Annotated in this window: 13 protein-coding genes and 1 tRNA gene; 9 read left to right on the forward strand and 5 right to left on the reverse strand. The window is 36.2% G+C overall.

Annotated elements, in window-relative coordinates:
• The first annotated feature begins 214 nt into the window (after positions 1-214).
• The 6 genes from gyrA (at position 215) to ACFIL3_RS02325 (ending at position 9,710) form a co-directional block, all read left to right on the forward strand.
• Positions 215-2,998: a DNA gyrase subunit A gene (gene gyrA, locus ACFIL3_RS02300; protein WP_375629047.1), complete on the forward strand. Its 2,784-nt coding sequence runs from the start codon at positions 215-217 to the stop codon at positions 2,996-2,998.
• Between the two features lie 24 nt (positions 2,999-3,022).
• Positions 3,023-3,529 carry a pantetheine-phosphate adenylyltransferase gene (gene coaD, locus ACFIL3_RS02305; RefSeq protein WP_375611518.1) on the forward strand — a complete coding sequence of 169 codons (507 nt, stop codon included), beginning with the start codon at positions 3,023-3,025 and terminating at the stop codon, positions 3,527-3,529.
• A 2-nt stretch (positions 3,530-3,531) separates the two neighbouring features.
• On the forward strand, positions 3,532-4,125 hold the full coding sequence (locus ACFIL3_RS02310; protein WP_375645830.1) for a peptidylprolyl isomerase: 594 nt from the start codon (positions 3,532-3,534) through the stop codon (positions 4,123-4,125).
• Between the two features lie 18 nt (positions 4,126-4,143).
• Complete coding sequence (locus ACFIL3_RS02315; protein WP_375611520.1) at positions 4,144-4,656, forward strand: peptidylprolyl isomerase; 513 nt, start codon at positions 4,144-4,146, stop codon at positions 4,654-4,656.
• A 1,451-nt stretch (positions 4,657-6,107) separates the two neighbouring features.
• Complete coding sequence (gene tgt / locus ACFIL3_RS02320; RefSeq protein WP_375629052.1) at positions 6,108-7,226, forward strand: tRNA guanosine(34) transglycosylase Tgt; 1,119 nt, start codon at positions 6,108-6,110, stop codon at positions 7,224-7,226.
• Positions 7,227-8,510: 1,284 nt separating this feature from the next.
• Complete coding sequence (locus tag ACFIL3_RS02325; protein WP_375629055.1) at positions 8,511-9,710, forward strand: MFS transporter; 1,200 nt, start codon at positions 8,511-8,513, stop codon at positions 9,708-9,710.
• A 44-nt stretch (positions 9,711-9,754) separates the two neighbouring features.
• On the opposite strand, the gene ACFIL3_RS02330 is transcribed toward ACFIL3_RS02325, so the two are convergent.
• The 3 genes from ACFIL3_RS02330 to ACFIL3_RS02340 form a co-directional block, all read right to left on the reverse strand.
• A complete protein-coding gene (locus ACFIL3_RS02330) occupies positions 9,755-11,182 on the reverse strand; it encodes an MFS transporter (protein WP_375629058.1) in 1,428 nt (475 codons plus the stop codon).
• A gap of 118 nt (positions 11,183-11,300) precedes the next feature.
• Positions 11,301-12,515, reverse strand: a complete 1,215-nt coding sequence (locus ACFIL3_RS02335; RefSeq protein ID WP_375645818.1) for an NADP-dependent isocitrate dehydrogenase — start codon at positions 12,513-12,515, stop codon at positions 11,301-11,303.
• A gap of 791 nt (positions 12,516-13,306) precedes the next feature.
• A tRNA-Glu gene (locus ACFIL3_RS02340) sits at positions 13,307-13,381 on the reverse strand.
• A gap of 1,346 nt (positions 13,382-14,727) precedes the next feature.
• Between ACFIL3_RS02340 and ACFIL3_RS02345 the strand changes: the two genes are divergently transcribed.
• Positions 14,728-16,044, forward strand: coding sequence for a homoserine dehydrogenase (locus tag ACFIL3_RS02345; RefSeq protein WP_375681807.1), 1,317 nt, complete (start codon positions 14,728-14,730; stop codon positions 16,042-16,044).
• A 144-nt stretch (positions 16,045-16,188) separates the two neighbouring features.
• Positions 16,189-17,175 carry a class II fructose-bisphosphatase gene (gene glpX, locus ACFIL3_RS02350; RefSeq protein WP_375611526.1) on the forward strand — a complete coding sequence of 329 codons (987 nt, stop codon included), beginning with the start codon at positions 16,189-16,191 and terminating at the stop codon, positions 17,173-17,175.
• A gap of 105 nt (positions 17,176-17,280) precedes the next feature.
• On the opposite strand, the gene ACFIL3_RS02355 is transcribed toward glpX, so the two are convergent.
• Positions 17,281-18,387 carry a branched-chain amino acid aminotransferase gene (locus ACFIL3_RS02355; RefSeq protein WP_375681808.1) on the reverse strand — a complete coding sequence of 369 codons (1,107 nt, stop codon included), beginning with the start codon at positions 18,385-18,387 and terminating at the stop codon, positions 17,281-17,283.
• A gap of 310 nt (positions 18,388-18,697) precedes the next feature.
• Here ACFIL3_RS02355 and ACFIL3_RS02360 point away from each other — a divergent pair, with 310 nt between their 5' ends.
• Positions 18,698-18,973, forward strand: coding sequence for a hypothetical protein (locus ACFIL3_RS02360; RefSeq protein WP_375611528.1), 276 nt, complete (start codon positions 18,698-18,700; stop codon positions 18,971-18,973).
• Between the two features lie 181 nt (positions 18,974-19,154).
• Here the strand turns inward: ACFIL3_RS02360 and ACFIL3_RS02365 are convergent, their stop codons facing one another.
• The gene (locus tag ACFIL3_RS02365; RefSeq protein ID WP_375681809.1) at positions 19,155-21,671 is read right to left on the reverse strand and encodes an SPOR domain-containing protein; all 2,517 of its coding nucleotides are present in this window, start codon (positions 21,669-21,671) and stop codon (positions 19,155-19,157) included.
• Positions 21,672-21,796: the final 125 nt, after the last annotated feature.

The raw sequence follows: 21,796 nt of genomic DNA on the forward strand, positions 1-21,796 counted from the left end.
GTATTATGATCATTTTATGGTTTGCTTGTTTCAGATTTTTGAAGTTTAGCGAAGTGAAAATTGTTAATTATTATTGGTAATTTAAAATATAAATTAATAACATCTTGAAAAATATTGTTAAATTTCTTTTTTGTCATGGGAGAGAAATTAGCATTTTTGTGTATTTTTCGCTATAAATAAAGTGAAATGATTCTTTTTTGAAAGTTTTGAAATTGTGACCGATCTTACTCCACACCCAGAACGTGATGTGCTAACCGGTATTGAACCAATCAGTATTATTGATGAAATGCAACGCTCCTATCTCGATTATGCGATGAGCGTGATTGTTTCACGTGCACTCCCTGATGTCCGTGATGGTCTTAAGCCTGTTCATCGACGTATCCTTCATGCTATGAATGAGATGGGGCTTTCTTTCAATAAGTCGTATCGTAAATCTGCTGGTGTTGTTGGTGAGGTTATGGGGAAATTTCATCCCCATGGTGATGCTTCAATTTACGATGCATTAGTGCGTATGGCGCAGGACTTTTCTTTAAGAAATCCATTAATTGATGGTCAGGGAAATTTTGGTTCCGTTGATGGTGATCCACCCGCGGCTATGCGCTATACTGAGTGTCGTTTAGAAAAAGTTTCAGAAGAACTTTTAGCTGATATTGATAAAGATACTGTTGATTTTCAGGATAATTACGATGGGCGTGAGCGTGAACCGGTTGTCTTACCAGCGCGTTTTCCCAATCTTTTGGTTAATGGGTCAGGGGGAATTGCTGTGGGAATGGCAACCAATATTCCTCCCCATAATCTTGGTGAAGTCGTTGATGGTTGTATCGCTTTGATTGATAATCCCGATATCACACTCGATAAAATAATTGAAATTATTCCTGGTCCGGATTTTCCTACAGGGGGTATTATCCTTGGCCACTCTGGTGTTCGTGCAGCTTATGAAACAGGGCGTGGCTCAATCATTATGCGTGCTAAAGTTGAGATCGAAGAAATTCGCAGTGGTCGACAAGCAATTATTGTGAGTGAGATCCCTTATCAAGTTAATAAGGCAACAATGATTGAGAAAATGGCTGAATTGGTGCGCGATAAACGCATTGAGGGAATCTCTGATTTGCGTGACGAATCTGATCGTGATGGATATCGGGTTGTTATTGAGCTGAAGAAAGATGTTGTTGCGGAAGTTGTTTTAAACCAATTATATCGGTATACGCCGCTACAAACTTCCTTTGGTTGTAATATGGTTGCTTTGAATGGGGGAAAACCCGAACAGATGACGTTGCTTGATATGCTTCGTGCATTTGTTTCTTTTCGGGAAGAAGTTGTCAGTCGGCGAACAAAATATCTTTTGCGTAAAGCGCGTGAGCGAGCACATGTTTTGGTTGGCCTTGCCCTTGCTGTTGCCAATATTGATGAAATTATAGCGCTTATTCGCAAAGCTCCTGATCCGCAGACAGCACGTGCACAGTTAATGGAGCGACGCTGGCCAGCGATGGATGTCGCGCCTTTGATTAAACTTATTGATGATCCTCGTCATATTATTCATGAGGATGGTACTTATAACCTCTCTGAAGAACAGGCGCGTGCTATTTTAGAATTGCGTTTGCAACGATTGACAGCCCTTGGGCGTGATGAAATCGCTGATGAATTGAATAAAATTGGCGTGGATATCGCTGACTATCTTGAGATCTTGGCATCACGCGTACGCATTATGTCTATTGTTAAGGATGAGTTGAGTGCTCTTCGTGAGGAATTTGCAACGCCGCGACGTACCGTATTTGGTTTTGGTAGCGCTGAGATGGAGAGTGAAGATCTGATCGCACCAGAGGATATGGTGGTAACGGTAAGCCATAGTGGCTATATTAAGCGTGTGCCTCTTAATACCTATCGTGCACAGCGACGTGGTGGTAAGGGGCGTTCTGGTATGTCCACGAAGGATGAGGATTTTGTAACGCGGTTGTTTGTTGCCAATACGCATACTCCGGTTCTTTTCTTTTCATCACGTGGGATTGTTTATAAGGAAAAAGTTTGGCGGCTGCCGCTGGGGACACCCCAATCGCGTGGGCGGGCTTTGATCAATATGCTTCCTTTACAACAAGGTGAGCGTATTACAACGATTATGCCTTTGCCTGAAGATGAAGCGAGCTGGAGTGCATTAGATATTATGTTTGCGACAACACGTGGAACTGTGCGTCGTAATAAATTATCAGATTTCGTTCAGGTTAATCGTAATGGTAAAATTGCGATGAAACTTGATGAAGAAGATGAAATTCTTTCTGTTGAAACCTGTACAGAACATGATGATGTTGTTCTAACAACAGCCAAAGGACAATGTATCCGTTTTCCAGTTGTTGATGTTCGGGTCTTTGCTGGGCGTAATTCTGTGGGAGTTCGTGGTATCAATTTAGCTAAAGGCGATAAAGTCATTTCGATGACAATTTTAGAGCATGTCGAGGCGACGTCCATTGAGCGTTCTGCTTATATTAAACGTGTAATGAATGAACGGCGTGCTTCTGGTGCAGATGCTGATGTTGAAGATGTTATAACTTTTGATGAAGAAGATGGGGGTGCTGAAACAGAGTTAACAGATGAACGTTATGCAGAACTTCATGCACGTGAACAAATGCTTTTGACAGTGAGTGAGTTTGGTTATGGTAAACGTTCTTCTTCCTATGAGTTCCGGATTTCGGGACGTGGCGGAAAGGGGATTCGCGCAACAGATCCATCTAAAACAGCTGAAATTGGTAAATTAGTAGCGGCTTTTCCGGTGAAGGCGCAAGATCAAATTATGTTGGTATCAGATGGGGGGCAGCTTATTCGTGTCCCTGTTGAGGGAATTCGTACTGCTGGGCGCTCAACTAAGGGAGTCACAATTTTTAATACAGCCAAAGGTGAAAGAGTCGTATCGGTTGAACGTATTTCTGAACCTGAAGATGATACGAGTTCATTAGATGATGAAGGTGAGAAGCATTCTGATACAGTTGATATGAGCGAAGAAAAATAATTTTTAAGAGGAAGGAGTAAAGTCATGAAAATTGCTCTTTACGCGGGTTCTTTTGATCCTCTTACAAATGGTCATCTTGATGTTTTGAAAGGGTGTTTTGTGTTAGCTGATAAGGTGGTCGTCGCTATAGGGATACAGGCTGACAAAAAAACACTCTTTAGCTTCGAAGAGCGTGTTGATTTCATTACGCAGGTAGGGAAAGACTTATTTGGTGCAGATTCTAATCGATTGCAGGTTCTTTCATTTAGCAACCTTCTCATTGAGAAGGCGCGTGAAGTTGGTGCTTCATTTCTCATTCGTGGATTGCGTGATGGTACTGATCTTGATTATGAAATGCAAATGGCAGGAATGAATGGTGTTATGGCTCCTGAATTGCAAACTGTTTTTTTGCCGGCAAGTGTTTCTGGGCGCGCGATAACTTCTACATTGGTACGCCAAATTGCCTCTATGGGAGGTGATGTGACACCATTTGTACCGCCCAATGTTGCACAAGCTTTAAGCTCGAAATACCAATCTTTTAGGGGAGAATAAGTGTGTCTCGTAGAATTTTTGCTGTTTTGATATGTGTGTTTTGTTTTTTTTCATTGTTCGCTGTCGCTGGTAATTCTAGCCCAGCAAATGACGCAAATCTTCTTATTTTATCTCTCAAAGATGGTGATGTCATTATTCGTCTGCGTCCTGACTTGGCGCCAAAACATATTGCGCAAATCAAAAGATTAACAGAGGAGGGGGCCTATAATAATGTTGTGTTTCATCGCGTTATTCCTAATTTCATGGCGCAAACTGGTGATGTAGAATTTGGAAAAAAAGGCAGTAGAGATTTTGATCTGAAACGCGTTGGTATGGGTGGCTCAAATTATCCCAATATACCGGCAGAGTTTTCAAAACAGCCGTTTAAGCGTGGTACAGTTGGGATGGCACGGTCACAAGATCCGGATTCCGCGAATTCTCAATTCTTCATTTGTTTTGAGGATGCTGCTTTTTTAAACGGTCAGTATACGGTTGTTGGAGAGGTTATAAAGGGGATGGATGTTGTTGATAAAATAAAAAAAGGTACGACAAGTAATAATGGATCTGTAAAAAATCCTGATGTTATTAATGCTGCTACTTTACAAGTTGAGAAATGAATCAAGGGAGCTTTCCATATGGCTGAGAATAAAAATCCAGAGAATACTTTAATTCTTGAAACAACAAAGGGCAGAGTTGTTATTGAGCTTTTTGCTGATTTGGCACCTTGTCATGTTGCACGTATTAAAGAACTGGTACGGGAAGGTGCTTATGATAATGTTATTTTCCATCGCGTTATTGATGGTTTTATGGCGCAAACAGGGGATGTGCAATTTGGAAAGAAGGATAGTGAAAAATTCAATTTATCACGTGCTGGTATGGGGGGAGCAGAAAAACCAAATTTAACAGCAGAGTTTTCAAATCTTTCTCATAAGCGTGGTACAGTTTCTATGGCACGGAGTCAGAATCCAAATTCTGCTAACTCTCAGTTTTTTATTTGTTTTGCAGATGCTCCGTGGCTTGATCGTCAATATTCCATATGGGGGCAGGTTGTTGAAGGTATGGAAAATGTTGATAAAATTAAACGTGGTGAACCTGTTGCAGATCCAGATTCAATTACCAAAGCCATTATTGCTGCGGATGTAGAATAGTATAAACTATACTGATTTCAATTGTAAGTTTCTAAGAAAAAGTACTCTTTTCTGATCAATAAAGGCACACGAAACTCTTTTGTAGTATCACGCTTACCTTTTATAATTTCGAGCTAAGCATTGTCCATATATTTTCTTCAATCGGATCTTCCTGAAGAATATAACGTAACGGATTTGTACAAACACCTGTCAGAATAAGAAAACGCAAAGTCTGTTGTATTATGGTTGTTGTTTGGCAAAGTGTTTTATAAAAAATTCGGCATTTCTCTTCAATCCATTGTCGGTCTTAATGGTTTTATGATGTTACTTTCTTAAGAGAGCGTGTGCTTTTGTTTCTGCTCGTAAATCAACATCCAATCCTAATGCAGAAGCATGTTTGAAACACATATTAAGATGGATAAGAGCTTTACTCGCTCATCCAGTTTTCCTAGCAAGGTGGAAAACCAGCATTTATATATATTGGCGTAATCTTTAAAATAAGAAGACAGTTTAATCTTAGAAGAATATAATAAAGGCGCAGAAGTGAAACAAATGGCTAGTCTTGCCATCTCCTTTTTAACTCAACTTTACTTTTTTAAAAGTATCTAATGCAATATCTTTTAAATAATGAAGATTATGCATGGACTTACGCTTTTATTTTTCTCGTTTTTTAATAGAGGAATGCTCCAAACGGAATACACTTGTGTTGCGTATTTACGTGTTTTTTAAGAAGCATTTCTTAGTACATACCAACGTTCACTTCCACGATGATATTCATGGCATGTATAGTTTTAAAGCTATAAATAGTATAAAATCTATTATGTACCACCTTCTTTAAAGCTTATGAAGGAGCAAGCGGGTACCATCATACGCTTTTTCAGCCTCTAATGTTACGATAGAGCTTTTGGTATTTGAGAATCTTTACAAAAAGCATTTTTAGTTTTTTAAAGTATTTTTATTTACACGTTAATTTCTTTTGTGAATTATCTCTAATGCCAAGAGCTATCTCAATATTGTGAGTGGATAAGTGATTATGCTCATTTGCGTTTTTATTAAGCGTGAGGATCGCTGTGCCCAGTAGATGAAAAATTTTTATCTGTAAAAGTTAAAGAATATGTAAGCTGTACAATGCGTTCAAAATTTTCTTCTATGGGTACAAAGTTACTGCTTATGGAAGTATGTGAAGATGAAATTATTGTGATAATAATGTTGCAGTTCTGTTAAGGATAAGCGTAGGTATTTTGAGGTATGATATTATAAGGATTTTACTATTTTTTGGGAGCTAGATTATCACTTTTATTATGGTGGTTTCTTAACAAGAAATGTTCTTTTATCTCGTTTAATTTTTGATGCTGATTACAATATTGAGCGAATCAAAAATTAATTCATAAAGCTTTTGACAATGCTCGTAAGGGGATATCTTTTTTCTTTCTATAGAGATATGCATTGATGGAATCAAAAAGACGAGAGTTATGATAAAGACATTTCATTATAGAAAAATTGCTCAAGATGGGTATGCACGTCGAGGCGAAATTATAACGGGGCGAGGATGTGTTCGTACACCCGCATTTATGCCTGTTGGGACGGCAGGAACCGTTAAGGCTATGTATATGGATCAAATTCGTGATCTTGGTGCAGATATCATTTTGGGGAATACTTATCATTTAATGTTACGTCCAGGAGCTGAACGTGTTGCGCGTTTAGGAGGATTACATGAATTTTCACGCTGGAGCGGACCTATTTTAACCGATTCTGGTGGCTTTCAGGTTATGTCATTGGCGGGAATCCGTAAAATTACTGAACAAGGTGTGATTTTTCGTTCTTACATTAATGGAGCCTACTATGAAATGAGTCCAGAGCGTTCTATCGAAATTCAAGAACTTCTTGGTGCGGATATCCAGATGCAGTTGGATCAATGTATTGCATTACCCGCAACTGAAAAAGAAATGGAAGAAGCTATGGAACTTTCATTGCGGTGGGCGCTGCGTTGTAAAACAGCTTTTGGAGAGCAGCCAGATAAAGCATTGTTTGGGATTGTTCAAGGTGGTGATAATATGAAACTGCGTGAACGTTCTGCTCAAGCATTAAAAGAAATAGATTTAAAAGGTTACGCTATTGGAGGGCTTGCTGTTGGTGAGCCGCAGAGTGTTATGACAGCAGTATTGGATACTACTTGTCCGATTTTACCAGAGGATAAACCACGCTATCTTATGGGAGTAGGGACACCTGATGATATTTTACAAAGTGTTGCTCGTGGTGTTGATATGTTTGATTGTGTTATGCCGACGCGTGCAGGACGTCATGGTTTAGCTTTTACCCGCTTTGGTAGAATTAATTTGCGTAATGCGCGTTATGCAGAAGATCCACTTCCTCTTGATCCACAGTCACTTTGTCCAGCAGCACATGATTATAGTTGTGCTTATTTGCATCATTTGATTAAATCTGGTGAATCTCTTGGGGGAATGTTGTTGACGTGGAATAATCTTTTTTATTATCAACAACTTATGCAGGGAATTCGTGATGCCATTGAGGAAGGCTGTTATGCCGATTTTTGCGCTGAAACGCGTGCTCTATGGGCACAAGGACGCTAAAATATTAATCGTAATATAGCGCCTCATTTTTTTATTGAATTTATTCTCGCACTTACAAATTTAGCTAAAAAATGAAATTAGAAACATCTTCCAAAATTATAAAATTCCACTATCTTAGGATATAACAGTGCGGTTTTATAGGGCACATATTCTTTTTCTAATTACTAGATAAAAACAGAAACTGTTACTCCGGTACGCGCTACCTGATCCGGAGAAAAACAGTTTTTCTGTTTCTGATGACTGTTTACAGCAACAATGTTAATGAGGCGTTAGCGAACTCTTAAAGAAGTATGAAAATTGTATTTTTATGAGCTACTTTGTGTTTTTTATTACTAAAGGTAAAGAATGGATTATATACAATCGAACAGATAAATTTTTAGAAAATTAAAATAAAACTAAAATAAAATTACAACATTTAAAATGTTATAATTTTATTTTTTAAGTTTTTATATATAAATATTCTTTAAAATAGATTTATGTAATATTATTTATATAATAAAAATATAGATATTATGTCATAATAAATTAAATATTAATCACGGTAATTGTCATGTTTATAAAACATCAATAAACATACTTATACAAAATTTATTATATTTGTTTTTTGCTTTGTTTATAGAATTTATCTGAAAATAATCATAATATATTTACGTGAATATTTTAATTTACAGATAGTGAGTTAGATATCTGATGCGATTCCTCTGTTAGATGAGGGAGGGGTAAAGATGTCTAAAAGAGGGTATTTAATAAATCTAGAAACCAAGCACTATTATCATGAGAATTTTTAAAAGACTCTATAATAATTTATAAGAATGGCCTAAAGTTGAAATTATAGCTTATCGATTTGGGGGATCTGTATTCAGGTAGCAAAATAAAGCAACAATAATTTTGGGGGAGAAGTTTTATCTTTGTATCAAGATAATGATGAGATATTATTCACTTGTTTGAAATGCATTCTTCGGCAAATTTTAGAATTATTTATAGGATATAGTATATCGTTGCAAAATAAAGTTTTCACTGTAAAATTACAATGGCTGAAAAGAGGAGACAAAGTTTATTATCTGGTAGATCTGATAGAAATAGGTGAATACGTCTATGATCTTGAGGTTTTCAAAGATTTTCCATTAAAGAATCTTACTTAAAACTCTATAAAATGCTTTATATATCAAAATATTTCTAAAACTTTATTGGGGACTATTGGGCATGCGTATAATAATGTTTTGAATTTTTGTTTGTGTGTATTACAGATATTTACAGTTAAAACTCCTATCCAGAAGTGATAGTATGAAGGATTTTTATCAACAAAAGGTTCTTGCATTGGGAATTGATTCGAGAATACGGCGTTTAATAATTTTAGCTCTTGCCGTGGGGAGTTTTGCTATTGGTACTGCAGAGTTTGTCGCAATGGGGCTACTGCCAGAGATGGCACGAAGTTCCTATGTTGATATTCCTACCGCTGGTCAATATATTTCTGCTTATGCATTAGGAGTTGTGATTGGAGCACCTCTTTTAGCTGTGGCAACAGCTCAGGTATCACGCAAAACTGTTTTGATGGGATTAATGCTTTTTTATGCCTTAGCAAATATTGCTAGTGCCTTTTTTTCTGATTTTAGCATATTAGTAGTATTACGCTTTCTCAGTGGACTTCCCCATGGAATCTATTTTGGACTTGCGGCTATGGTTGCTTCTTCAATGGTAGAAATGAAAGAACGTTCTAAAGCTGTTGGATATGTTATGCTCGGCTTAACAATTGCAACCGTTTTGGGAGCACCCAGTGCTACTTGGATTGGTCAACTTATTGGTTGGCAGATTGCTTTTGTCCTTGTGGGTATGATTGCTTTATTGTGTAGCTTGCTTATTTGGAATTTTTTTCCTTGTGATTCAAGTTTTCCAAAAACGAATCCTTTGCAAGAAATGGGTGTATTAAAGCAAAAGCAGGTGTGGCTTCTTTTGTTGATGGTGTCGGTGGGAGCGTCAGGATTATTTTCTGTTTTCACTTATATCAAGCCAACATTAATGCATATTTCTGGTGTTTCACTTGAGTGGGTACCATTTATTATGCCGTTAGTTGGATTGGGAATGGTGATAGGAAATCTCTTGGGGCCTAAATTAGCTGTTAAAATTGGCATTTCACCGATGATATTTTTCTCTATGCTTTGGAGCGTATTTGTTTTTTTTCTTTTTTTCTTTTTATCCTATGCTCCGTTAACAGCGGCAATAGGATGCTTTTTTGTTGGAACTTCTTTTGCTGCTATGCCTTCTATACAAACAAAAATTATGGATGTTGCACTACAGGGACAGATTTTGGCAGGAGCATTAATGCAGTCTGCTTTTAATATTGCCAACGCTCTTGGTGCTGAATCTGGAGCATTAGTTTTAAAATTGGGCTATAGTTATGAATATACAGCTGTTTTAGGAAGTGTTCTAACTTTGTGTGGATTAATGGTTTTTTGCATCTCATGGTATATGGAGAAGCATGCTTAATATTTTTCATTTTTTTAATGAAGAAGGAATTTTTATATTTATTTTTAGTTATTGGAATGTCCTGTTGGGTTTTTCAATATGAAGTAAGAAATGCGCAGTGCTAATGGAATAGCAAGACAAAATAAAAGACCCATGAGCACTATAAGAAGAGTTTTTGCTGCTAAGATCATTCCTATTGTTCCTCCAGGATTAAAGAGGCCTGCAAGATTGGTGATGACTCCTGCTAGAGTTGCACTTAAGGCTGCTGAAAATAGTTGTACAGAGGTAAGGGATTCACTGGCACGGAGAGCATCTTCATCATTTGCACATTGTAAGATCCTTGTGAGCAAATGTGGCCATGCTATGCCCGCACTGATTCCAATAGAAAACAGTGCTAAGCAAATAATAAAAATATATTCAAGCGCGGAAACTTCTGTTGGGATGAGCCATAAAAGAATCATTATGCCTAACAGTTTTAATAGGGGCGAGTATACAATGATGTTGCGAATTTTTTTTGTGGAGAGACCAGCACTTGAGATGGCTCCACATGTCCACCCTAGGCTCATAAGTGCTGCTATATAACCAGCAATAAGTGGAGCTTGCCCATGAAGCTCTTGAAGAAAAAGTGGAAAATAAAGTTCTATACTGTATACGACTGTTGTCATAACGAGTATCAATGCGTAAACAGAAAAGATTTCAGAAGAGAAAGAAAAGGATTTGCGGGGCAACATAGGATGAGGGGTAGATGATTCGATTTTTGCTAGAACAAAAAGAAGACTAAGTCCGATAACTAATCCGCAAATTTTTGCTATTGTAGACTCCATAGCCCCTCCAACAGAAATAATAAAAATCAATAAGGTGAGTGTGAAAAGCTGGAGAAGAGGAAGAGGGGGTGTTGGAACATCGTTTTCATTCTTTTTTGGTAAAAATTTAAAGGCGATGAGTGAGAAAAATATAGCTAATACGCCAATGATCAAAAAGGATGCTCGCCATAGCCCATAATATACAGAAAGCCCCCCGATTGCTGGTCCTAACAAGGTTGATATTCCCCACATTCCAGAGATAATACTTAATGCATGTGACCATAAAGATGGGCTGAAAACAATCCGTACCATGGAATAGGATAGGGATAACAAAGAACCACTTCCAAATCCTTGAATAAAGCGTCCTATTAAAAACAATGGCATAGATGAAGAAATGCTGCACATAAAAGTGCCTAGGGTGAAGATAAGTCCAGAAATAACATACGCATTGCGAGGACCTAATTTCCCTAATATTTTTGTTGCAAGTGAAGTACCCACGAGTGAAGCTGTAATAAAGACAGTAGCCACCCAAGAATAATATATTTCACTGCCAATATGATTCATAAGAGAGGGTAAAATAGTAATAACAATATAAACGTTGGTGGCGTGTAACACAACTCCACCTGTAAACGTTAAAAAGCAAAGACCATTTTTACCCAATAAAAGCGCAGACCAGCCCTGTTTTTTCACTGTTTTTTGCTATTTAATAAAAATCTATCCTCTTTTTACTTATAAGGTACTTCTTTGAATTTGCCAAGAGAAATTCAAAGCTCTGTTTAGAGCTTTGAATTTTAATTTAAGTAATAACTTAACTGCCCATTGCTTTTTTGAGATTCTCATCAATTTTATCGAGGAAACCTGTTGTAGAAAGCCACTTTTGTTTAGGCCCAATCAAAAGTGCGAGATCTTTGGTCATAAAACCTTCTTCGACGGTTTTAATACAAACTTCTTCCAATGTCGTGGAAAAGTTTTTTAACTTCTCATTGTTATCTAGTTTAGCACGGTGCGCTAGTCCACGCGTCCATGCAAAAATAGATGCAATAGAGTTCGTTGATGTTTCTTCATTCTTTTGATGCTGACGATAATGGCGTGTTACAGTGCCGTGTGCTGCCTCTGCTTCAACAATTTTGCCGTCAGGTGTCATGAGAACAGAAGTCATGAGACCCAGAGAACCAAAGCCTTGGGCAACAATATCAGATTGGACATCACCATCATAGTTTTTACATGCCCATATGTATCCACCTGACCACTTTAATGCAGAAGCAACCATATCATCAATAAGACGGTGTTCGTAATATAATTTACGGTTTTCAAATTCAGTTTTAAATTCCGTATCGAATATTTCTTGAAAGATATCTTTAAAACGACCATCGTAAGTTTTTAGAATGGTATTTTTTGTTGAAAGATAAACTGGAACATTCCGTTGTAGTCCATAATTAAAGGATGCGCGGGCAAAATCACGAATTGACTCATCAAGGTTATACATAGCCATGGCAACCCCTGCGCTTGGAGCATCAAAAACATCATGTTCAATAACTTGATTATCATCACCGACAAATTTAATACTTAATTTCCCTTTTCCTGGAAATTTAAAATCTGTTGCCTTGTATTGATCACCAAAAGCGTGACGTCCGATAATAATTGGCTTTGTCCAGTTAGGAACAAGGCGAGGGACATTTTTACAGATAATGGGTTCGCGAAAAATGACTCCTCCTAAAATATTGCGGATTGTGCCATTAGGTGATTTCCACATTTTTTTTAGGTTAAATTCTTTAACGCGTGCCTCATCAGGTGTGATGGTTGCGCATTTTATACCAACCCCATATTTTTTGATAGCATTGGCAGAATCGATAGTTACCTGATCATTGGTTGCATCACGATTTACGACGGAAAGATCATAATATTTTAGATCAATGTCGAGGTAGGGATGGATTAATTTATCTTTGATATATTTCCAGATGATGCGGGTCATCTCATCCCCATCAAGTTCAACAACGGGGTTTTCTACTTTGATCTTTACCATTAGAAATCCTTTTTCTTTTAAGCGATACTACTTGTATAACACTTTCAAGTTTATAATGAAAAGTAAAAACAAGGGAAAAAAGCATTCAAATATGAGCTTTTAGAATATATTATCAATAGAGTATAAAATTTTGTTGGAGGGTTTAATTTTTGAAAAGAAGTGATGTGTTTGCAAATCTATAATTATTCGATGATTGATGAAGAATCTGTTTAATAGATAAGGTAGTTAGATCACCGGGGGACGGGGATTATGCATTTTTATTATCAGAGATTTCATTTAATAAGTTGATCGTATTCTGAATTATAGTTTCTTGATTTGTTGTGTTAGGTGAATAAGAAACTATTTTTATATTGCTATTTCAATTCTAAGCTTACGGTCTGTTTGTTTATAAAAAGTTTAATGTGATAACAAAGGCACTGTAATTAGAAATGCTTCATATAAAATGCGTTTGAGATAAACTTCAATTTTGAAGGTTGAAAAAAACGTATAAATGATGCGGCTGGTTTTAATTTAAAAATTAACAGCAGATGCGAAAATATGACTTATAAATTACCGTATCGCGAGCTAGAATCTTCTAATTCTTATGTTTTATCGATTCTTATTGTTATTAACTGTGTGCAGTAAAGCACTATCCTCGAAATGCAACAAAGAAATTAATCACCTAATGATTCTTGTATCCTTTTTACGAAGGAGATTCCTTTTAAAATCTTATTCCCTCATTTTTATTTATGCATCCCTCATTTTTAAAAACACAAATAAAATGAATATATTACACATATAAAAAAGAAACATGGTACGCCCAAGGGGAATCGAACCCCTGTTTCCGCCGTGAAAGGGCGATGTCCTAACCGCTAGACGATGGGCGCAAACCAATGATGAGGCTTATAGAGAGGATCTTTTTACTTCGCAAGCCCTCTGTGTCATTTTTTTTGAAAAAAGTGTGTTTTATTGAATAATTTTTGAGCGATTCCTGTTTAGATCATTTTATTTTCTAAGATTTTTTGTAGAAAAAATATAAAGTTATCATGATTAATAGAAAATTTTGATGTGGGTATCATCTCAGGGAATGATATTTTCAGTTTTGAGGAGTAGGCAAAAATGATCAAAAACAGCATTTTTAATGTATTTATTTTTTGCATATTTTATCGCTTGTTATCTTTGCTCACCACATGAGAATATTATTTAACTTGCTTGAAAGAGCCTTTATACAGAAAGATTTCTCATTTGAGCTTATCATAAAGCAAAAACTGTATAATTTATGAAGTGGAAAGACAATATTTATTACCAAATTAACAAATAATACCAATCATACAAAAGTTTTTTTGATGAATAATCCATAAATTATTTGCAGTTTAACAAAATATAAATAGATATCTGTATGATAAAAATGAAAATATTAAAGCAATTTTTATAGAAAATATAAAAAAATATTTTTTCATATTTACTTTTACATGTCTGTAAAATTTTTAAAATTAAAAACCATTCATTTGCTCTTTTACATATTGAGAAGGTTTTTGATTTGAAAATGAATTAGCGTCGATAAAGGGCAGATTGAGATTTTTGTCATTTCAATTCGCTAGTTTTTTAAAGAGGTGGCAATAAGTTTAGATAAAATATTCGAGTTTTGTAAATTTATTCTCCATATTTATAATATTTCAGAATTATGGTATACACATATTAAGTCTTGTTTTTTAATTTAATGTAAGGTTCTATTTTGATATATGGGTTCATTAATATTTTTGCATTAAAGATTTATAGTTCAAACTATGGAATGGTAGGAAGGAATGTGTTATTATTTACTGATCTACTTTGTTTTATCCATTCTTTTAATTTATCATATGAAAGAATGTTTTTTGTTCCGTATTTGTTAATTTAGAAGAGATGTTTTTATTCTTTCTTACTAAGTCTTCAATATTCTTTAACTTGTGATTGATTATTTTTCTAGAACTTTTCTTTATGGAAACTTGCATTTATCAGTTTTACAGATTTTCATTCTGAATTAGATGTTTTATAAAGATTCTGAAATCTTTGAAGACAATAAATATTATATTTTTAGGAATGTTGATTGAACAAGCGGGGATCATTCTATTGGAGAACATGAAGTGAATAGAGCAGGGTATTTCTTTTGTTCTTATGAACATAAGTACTTTTTGTGTTGATTGGCACATCATTTAAACGATTTTTCAATGAAGATAGGGATTAGTGGTTAATAATGGCAGAAGCTTTAAAAGTTGGTGTTGCGGGACTTGGTACGGTTGGTACTTCAGTTGTTCGAACTCTATGTGAAAAAGCGAATAGTTTAGCTTGTCAATGTGGGCGATTTATCAAAGTTGTTGCTGTTAGTGCGCGCGATAAAGGCCGCAATCGTGGAATTGATCTTAGTGGTATAAAATGGTTTGATTCACCTGTGGAGTTGGCTGCTTCTGATGAGATTGATGTTTTTGTAGAGTTAATTGGTGGTGAATTGGATGTGGTGTATACCGCTGTTAAGAGAGCGCTTGAGGCGGGACATCATGTTGTAACAGCCAATAAAGCTCTTCTTGCTCAACATGGCGTAGAGCTGGCTATAATTGCAGAAAAAAAAGGTGTTTTTCTTCATTTTGAAGCAGCTGTTGCAGGGGGGATTCCTGTTATCAAAGCGATGAGAGAATCACTTGTTAGTAATCGCATATCGCGAATTTATGGTATTCTCAATGGAACCTGTAATTATATATTAACACGCATGTTTACGGAAGGTCTTTCATTTAAAGATTGTTTAGCAGATGCACAGAGACTTGGGTATGCTGAAGCAGATCCAAGTTTTGATATTGAGGGAAATGATACTGCTCATAAATTAGCTTTGTTGACAAGCTTGGCATTTGGAACTGCTGTTTCGTTAGATGATGTTTATGTTGAAGGAATTCATAATATTTCGCAAATTGATATTCGAGCAGCTGATGAATTGGGGTATCGGATTAAGCTTTTAGGGGTTGCATTAAAAACGGATTCTGGAATAGAGCAACGCGTTCATCCAACAATGGTACCAACATCCTCAATGATTGCACAGATAAATGGTGTAACCAATGCTCTTTCTATTCAAAGTGATTTATTAGGTGAATTACTGTTTTCTGGTCCTGGCGCCGGAGGAAAGGCAACAGCATCAGCCGTTATTGGTGATTTGGCTGATATAGCAAAAGCGCGTTCTGGTTTTCAGTATGCACCTGTTTTAAGACGTCCAGCATTAGAACTTGCTCCTCATAAAAAAGCACGTATTTCGCATCATGCAGGTGGTTATTTTATTCGTTTAAATGTTCATGATCGTACTGGTGTTTTTGCCGCTGTCGCAAGGCATATGGCTGATAATCACATCTCATTGGAGTCGATTGTTCAAAGATCTTTTGTAGAAGATCAAATTGAAAAAACAATTATTTTAATTACGCATGAAACAACAGAGCTGAATGTACGACAGGCACTTGCAGAAATTGAAAAAGATGGACATCTTGTTGCAAAATCTCAATTTATTCGTATTGAACCTATGACAGAGAATTGATAACTTTCTTGATAATGACAAAAAGGAACGCTTGAGTTCTTTTATCTCTTGTGGAAAATTTTCATCTTTGCCAAAAAACTTTATTCTTAGTATTTAATAAGGACTCATATTTTTTCTGGTATTCATTCGGTAGGATTTTTTCATATGCCCACAACTCAGAAGATTTTAAATGGACTTGATCGTATTTTGACGCTTGAATTGGTACGTGTTACTGAACGTGCTGCTGTTGCTGCTGCACGCTGGCGCGGACGTGGCGATGAAAAGGCAGCGGATCAAGCTGCTGTAGATGCAATGCGGCAGGAACTTAATCGATTGCCTATTGATGGTACAGTGGTGATTGGTGAAGGTGAGCGGGATGAAGCGCCTATGCTTTATATTGGAGAAAAAGTAGGTCTTCAAAGTGGATTGGCGATCGATATTGCACTTGATCCACTAGAGGGAACAACACTTTGTGCTAAAAATATTGCCAATTCTTTGGCAGTAGTTGCAATTGCTGAAAAGGGTAATCTCCTTTATGCTCCTGATGTTTATATGAACAAAATTGCTATTGGTCCTGGTTATCCAAAGGGAGTAGTCGATATAGATGCTTGTCCTACCGATAATATACATGCTCTTGCGAAGGCTAAAGGAGTAGCCGTTAATCAGATTACTGTTTGTATTATGGATAGACCTCGTCATGAAAAATTGGTTAATGAAGTACGAGCGACAGGGGCGTCGATTCGCTTGATTGGGGATGGAGATGTGGCTGCTGTTATTGATACAACTGATCCAGAAGAAACAGGTATTGATATCTATATGGGGATTGGTGGAGCACCTGAAGGTGTCTTAGCTTCTGCTGCTTTGCGCTGCATTGGAGGACAGATGCAAGGTCGTTTGCTGCTTGATACAGAAGAGAAAATTGCTCGTGCAGCTAAAATGGGGATTAGTGATCCCGATAAGGTTTATACAATGGAAGAAATGGCAAAGGGTGATGTTTTGTTTTCAGCAACAGGGGTGACAGATGGCAATATGCTTTCTGGTGTTAAATTTACATCTCGTTACATTCAAACGGAAACTCTCGTAATGCGCTCCCATACGGGTACAGTCCGTAATATTAAAGCAAAGCATAGAAATCATTCGAAATTTGATTAATGCTTTCTTTTTTGTCACTAAAAATAGAGGGAGTTTTTCTAGGAAAAACGCTTCCATGAATCTACTTTCATGGAAGCGTTTATAGATATGAGAATACCTTAAATATTATGAGATCTGGACAGAATGTACCCAGCCATTTTTATCTTCTATGTTCTCTTTTTGAATGCCAACCAATTGTGTACGAAGCTGCTTTGTAACTTCTCCAACTGTTTCATTTCCAATAATAAATTCTCCCCCTTTATATCTAAAACGACCAATTGATGTGACAACGGCAGCTGTACCACAAGCAAAGGCTTCTTTAAGGTGTCCACTCTTTGCATCTTCTTGAAGCGCTGTAAAAGAATAAGGACGCTCTTCTATTTTTAATCCCATTTGTTGAGCTAACCTTAAGATTGAATCACGGGTTATCCCTGGAAGGATAGTTCCATTAAGTGGGGGGGTTACAAGTGTATTATTGTCCATAATAAAGCAGACATTCATACCACCAAGTTCTTCAATCCATTTATGTTCAATCATATCAAGGAAGAGTACTTGGCTACAATTATTTTCAGTTGCAGTTTTTTGTGCCAGTAAGCTTGCTGCATAGTTTCCACCACATTTGGCAGCCCCTGTTCCTCTTGGACCGGCACGACTATAATCTGTTTCAATCCAGACGCTGACAGATTTTTCTTCTCCTTTGAAATAGGATTCAACTGGAGAGGCTATGACACAAAAAAGATATTCTTGAGAAGGGCGGACTCCCAAAAAGTTTTCATTGCCAAACATAAATGGACGGATATAGAGGCTAGCGTTGGGCTGATCAGAAACCCATTTTTGATCAATCTTTACTAATTGATGAACGGCATCCAGAAAAATATCTTTTGGCAATTCTGGCATAGCTAAACGCCTCGCTGATTCTATAAAGCGTTGTGCATTGGCATCAGGACGGAAGAGCAAGATGCGTCCATCTTTTGCACGATATGCTTTTAAACCCTCAAAAATTTCCTGTCCGTAATGTAAAACGGTACTTGCAGGGTTAATTTCTAAAGCTTTGTATTGAGAAATGACGGCATTGTGCCAGCCTTTGTCTTCAGTCCATTGAATAGTACACATGTGGTCTGTAAAAAATTGACCAAAACCGGGACTTTTTAAAATTTCTTCATATTTTTCTTCTGACAGAGGAGATGGGTGTTTTTCTATTTTAAAGGGAAGCGATGATATGGGAGATTTCATAAAAAACCTTTTGAGTATGTTTCATTTTTATTAATAAAAATAATGAAATATTTTGATTATAACTCTATTATTAACAAAACCTTTGTGTCAATGTTTTATTATAGAATACAAAGGGGTTTATTATAGAATTCAAAGGCTAGAGTAGGGTAGATATTTTAATTCTATCCTCGCTTCTTTTTCTCAACTTTATGAAGTAAACTGGAACTTTTGTTTATAATTATCGTTTTCTCACAATAAGTATCTGAATAATTGCATATATGCATATTTTCTAGAAATTTAAAGGTAAGGGAATTGAGAAAAGGAATCCACTATGATTGATAAAAATTATCACACATATGAAGAACGTATGGCCGCAGAAAGAAGAGGTCGTGAACAACCTGTTTCAATCGCTAAGGGTATTTTTGCTATTCTTCTTGCGATGGTTATTATCTGGTTTATTTTTGGTTTTTTAGGATCTTTTTTTGCAAAATCTCCTGAACATAGTTCGCGTTATAATACCCCAGAAACAAGCCAAAGTGTAACAACGCCCAAAAAAGATTTAAATTCGCTTCCTCCTGTACCTTATACCTATAAGGGTACGGAGTAATTTTTTCGTAAATATAATCTTTTAGATAGGGCGAAAATCGACGTAGATTAAAGAATAAAGTCAGTGCAAACAGATAAGCGAAAAAGAGAGGAATGATTTTAATTTCTGAAGTTTTTGATAAGTAATTAAATGGTATGGAAATAAATAATGCAACGGTTGTTAAAACCGTTGCATTATTGGTTTAGCGTGTGATGAAGCAGCTTCCACCAGAACTTTTAATGGATTCACAAAGGATTATGGCTTCATTACGGTCTTGCGCTTGAATCCGAACACGGTAATAAGTACCTTTTCCTGGTATAAAAGCGGATTGAATATTTAAAGAACGGGCACCGATAAGGAATCCAAATTTAGATTTCATATTTTTTAAAGAATTTCTAGCGAGCTCATACGTTGGTTGAGATGCAAGTTGTACGTAATAACTTTCTGAATTTTGTGCTGCGACTCTGTTTGGTGATATGGGGCGAGACGCGGCTGGTGTTTCAACTTGTGTATTTCTTTCTGCATGGGAAGGGATAGGGATAAATTTTTCTTCAATATTTGAGCTAGAATTATTTTCTGCGATTATTTTATCAATATTATTTTTGAGATCATGATCTCTTTCTTGGTCGTTTATATCAGAATCATGCGACGAAACAAGGGACGAATCTTGAAGTTCATTAGAAGTTTGATCAATGCTTTCTTCAGATTGAGCAGCAGTTTTGCTGTTTGTTTGATGCGCGGGGGCTAGTGTAACTGTACCATCTTGATTGACAATAACAGTTTGTACTTCTCGCATTGGAATAGTATGATTTATGGCTTCTGTGACTGCATCTTCAACATCAGATTCATTTAAAGACGATGAGGAAACGCTTGAAGATTCTTCAGGGTTTAATTCTTTTAAATTTTCAGGTTGTTCAGAGTTATCAATAAGAAATTGTTGTGTATTTTCTTGTTTCTCATTTTGTTCAGTTGTTTGTTTATAAATATCTAAATTATGTGCAACATCATTTTTCGTTTCAGTTGTTTCTGGTTTGAATTTAAAAGGCGTATTATCAGCGTGGATAATGACCGTTTCTTCATTTTTTTGTGATGGCATAAAAAAATGAGAATAACCAGCAAACCCAAGTCCTATTAAAATAAGTATAAAAAAACCTTTAATGAAAGTTTTACCAAAAATAAAACTTTTAAAGGGAGGAGGAGCTGATGGAGGTGTGGGAACCTCATCTGAGTTTGTGTATGATGAATTCTCGCTAAAAGAGGGAAAATTATATTCCATATTGGCAGAAGAAAAATAGTCGGAATTTTGTTCTTTAGAGTTTATATAAACACCTTCTTTTGAATTTTGCATAGACTGATGAAAAACTTCACTAAAAACCTCGTTTTTCTGTTTTTTTTGAGAAAAATTATCCGTTGGGACATTCCCTACATTGAGTACATCAGCAAATTCTTCTTCTAAACCACCATTAGTTGGCACATCATATTCTGGCGCTTCATACGGGACTTCTGGAACCATAATAGGACCAGTTTTTTCTACGATTTCCTCTGAAAATTTATAAGTATCAACATTGGGAGGGGGAGTATCTCTGTGCGTATAGTTATGGGCAAAAAAGCCATCCGTTTGTTTTGTATTTAAAGAGGGGGATGAGGAAAGAAACTCATCTAAATTATTTTCATTATATGAAATTTCTCTATTTGGGTTAGAGGCACCTTCGGCGTTATTGATGTATTGGGCTCGAGCCTCATCATATATCGGAACTTTTTCGCCATAAGTTTCTTGTTGTGAGGGGGGGGCTGCAAAAAAATGGGGATAATTGGTTGTATGATCTTCTTGTGAAGCTCCCTTTAAATAAGATTGTCTATCAACTGGTGGAGAATCTAAAGGTGAGGAGAAGGTACTTGTTGTTTGATTTCTTGCAGTGTTTTGTCTTTCTGACACAAGATTAGAAGATGAGAAAAACTCATTTTCCTCTGTAGAAGAGGAGACATCAGGATAATCTTTTTTAATCCAATTTTCTTGATCAGCTGAAATTTTATAGGGATGGTTTATAGGAGTGTCATAGAGGTTTTGATTGTCCTCATAAGTTTTTTGTATATTCGTAGTCTCAGGTTGTTGTGAATTTATTTGTGAAAAACGATTGGTTTGTTCAACATCTTCTGGCGTCTCTCTCTTATTTTCGTGCCTTTCAGATTTATCAAAAAAGAAATTTTCTGATTCTGATTGTGACATAAGATTACTTTTTTCAAGAAAAGGATCAGCATTGGTTGCTGTTTTTTTCTGTTGATGTGATTGATTCTTTGGGATTGGTAATGGAGAAAGCTCATCTAAAATTTGTTCTTCATCATGACTGCTAGGTGAAGAATATTTCTCTTCAGATAAATTATTTTGTTTTGAATGGTTGAAAGAAGAAGATTGTGCAATATCTGAGGCTGTTGCGTTGCTGGTTGCATGCAAGTCCCATTGTTTTTTTTGATCATCAAACGGTAAGTCATGTGCTAAATTTTTTTCAAGTTCCTCTTCTAGAAAGGAGAAATCAAAATCATCATCATGGGATGATGTTTCGGGGTGAGATGTTGATCGTTCTGTTTTTAAAGACGATTGCTCATTTTGGTTTCCGCTTTGTTTGTGCGGATTAAAAATGCGCGTAAGCCTTTCTAAAGGATCATGGTGTTCATGATCGTGTTTTGTTTCGTGTAGATTTTTGCGATCGTTATCGCTCATAGCTTTTCTCACATGATGGTTTGCACTTACGTGCAATCAATGGTTGATTTTGATTTGTTATATTAAAATTATAAATTTTCCCCCTCTCATGCAAGGATACATGAAAAAGTTTATCAATAGAGTAC

Source organism: Bartonella sp. CE47NXGY, from assembly GCF_042195415.1.
In the GTDB taxonomy this organism is placed as follows: domain Bacteria; phylum Pseudomonadota; class Alphaproteobacteria; order Rhizobiales; family Rhizobiaceae; genus Bartonella.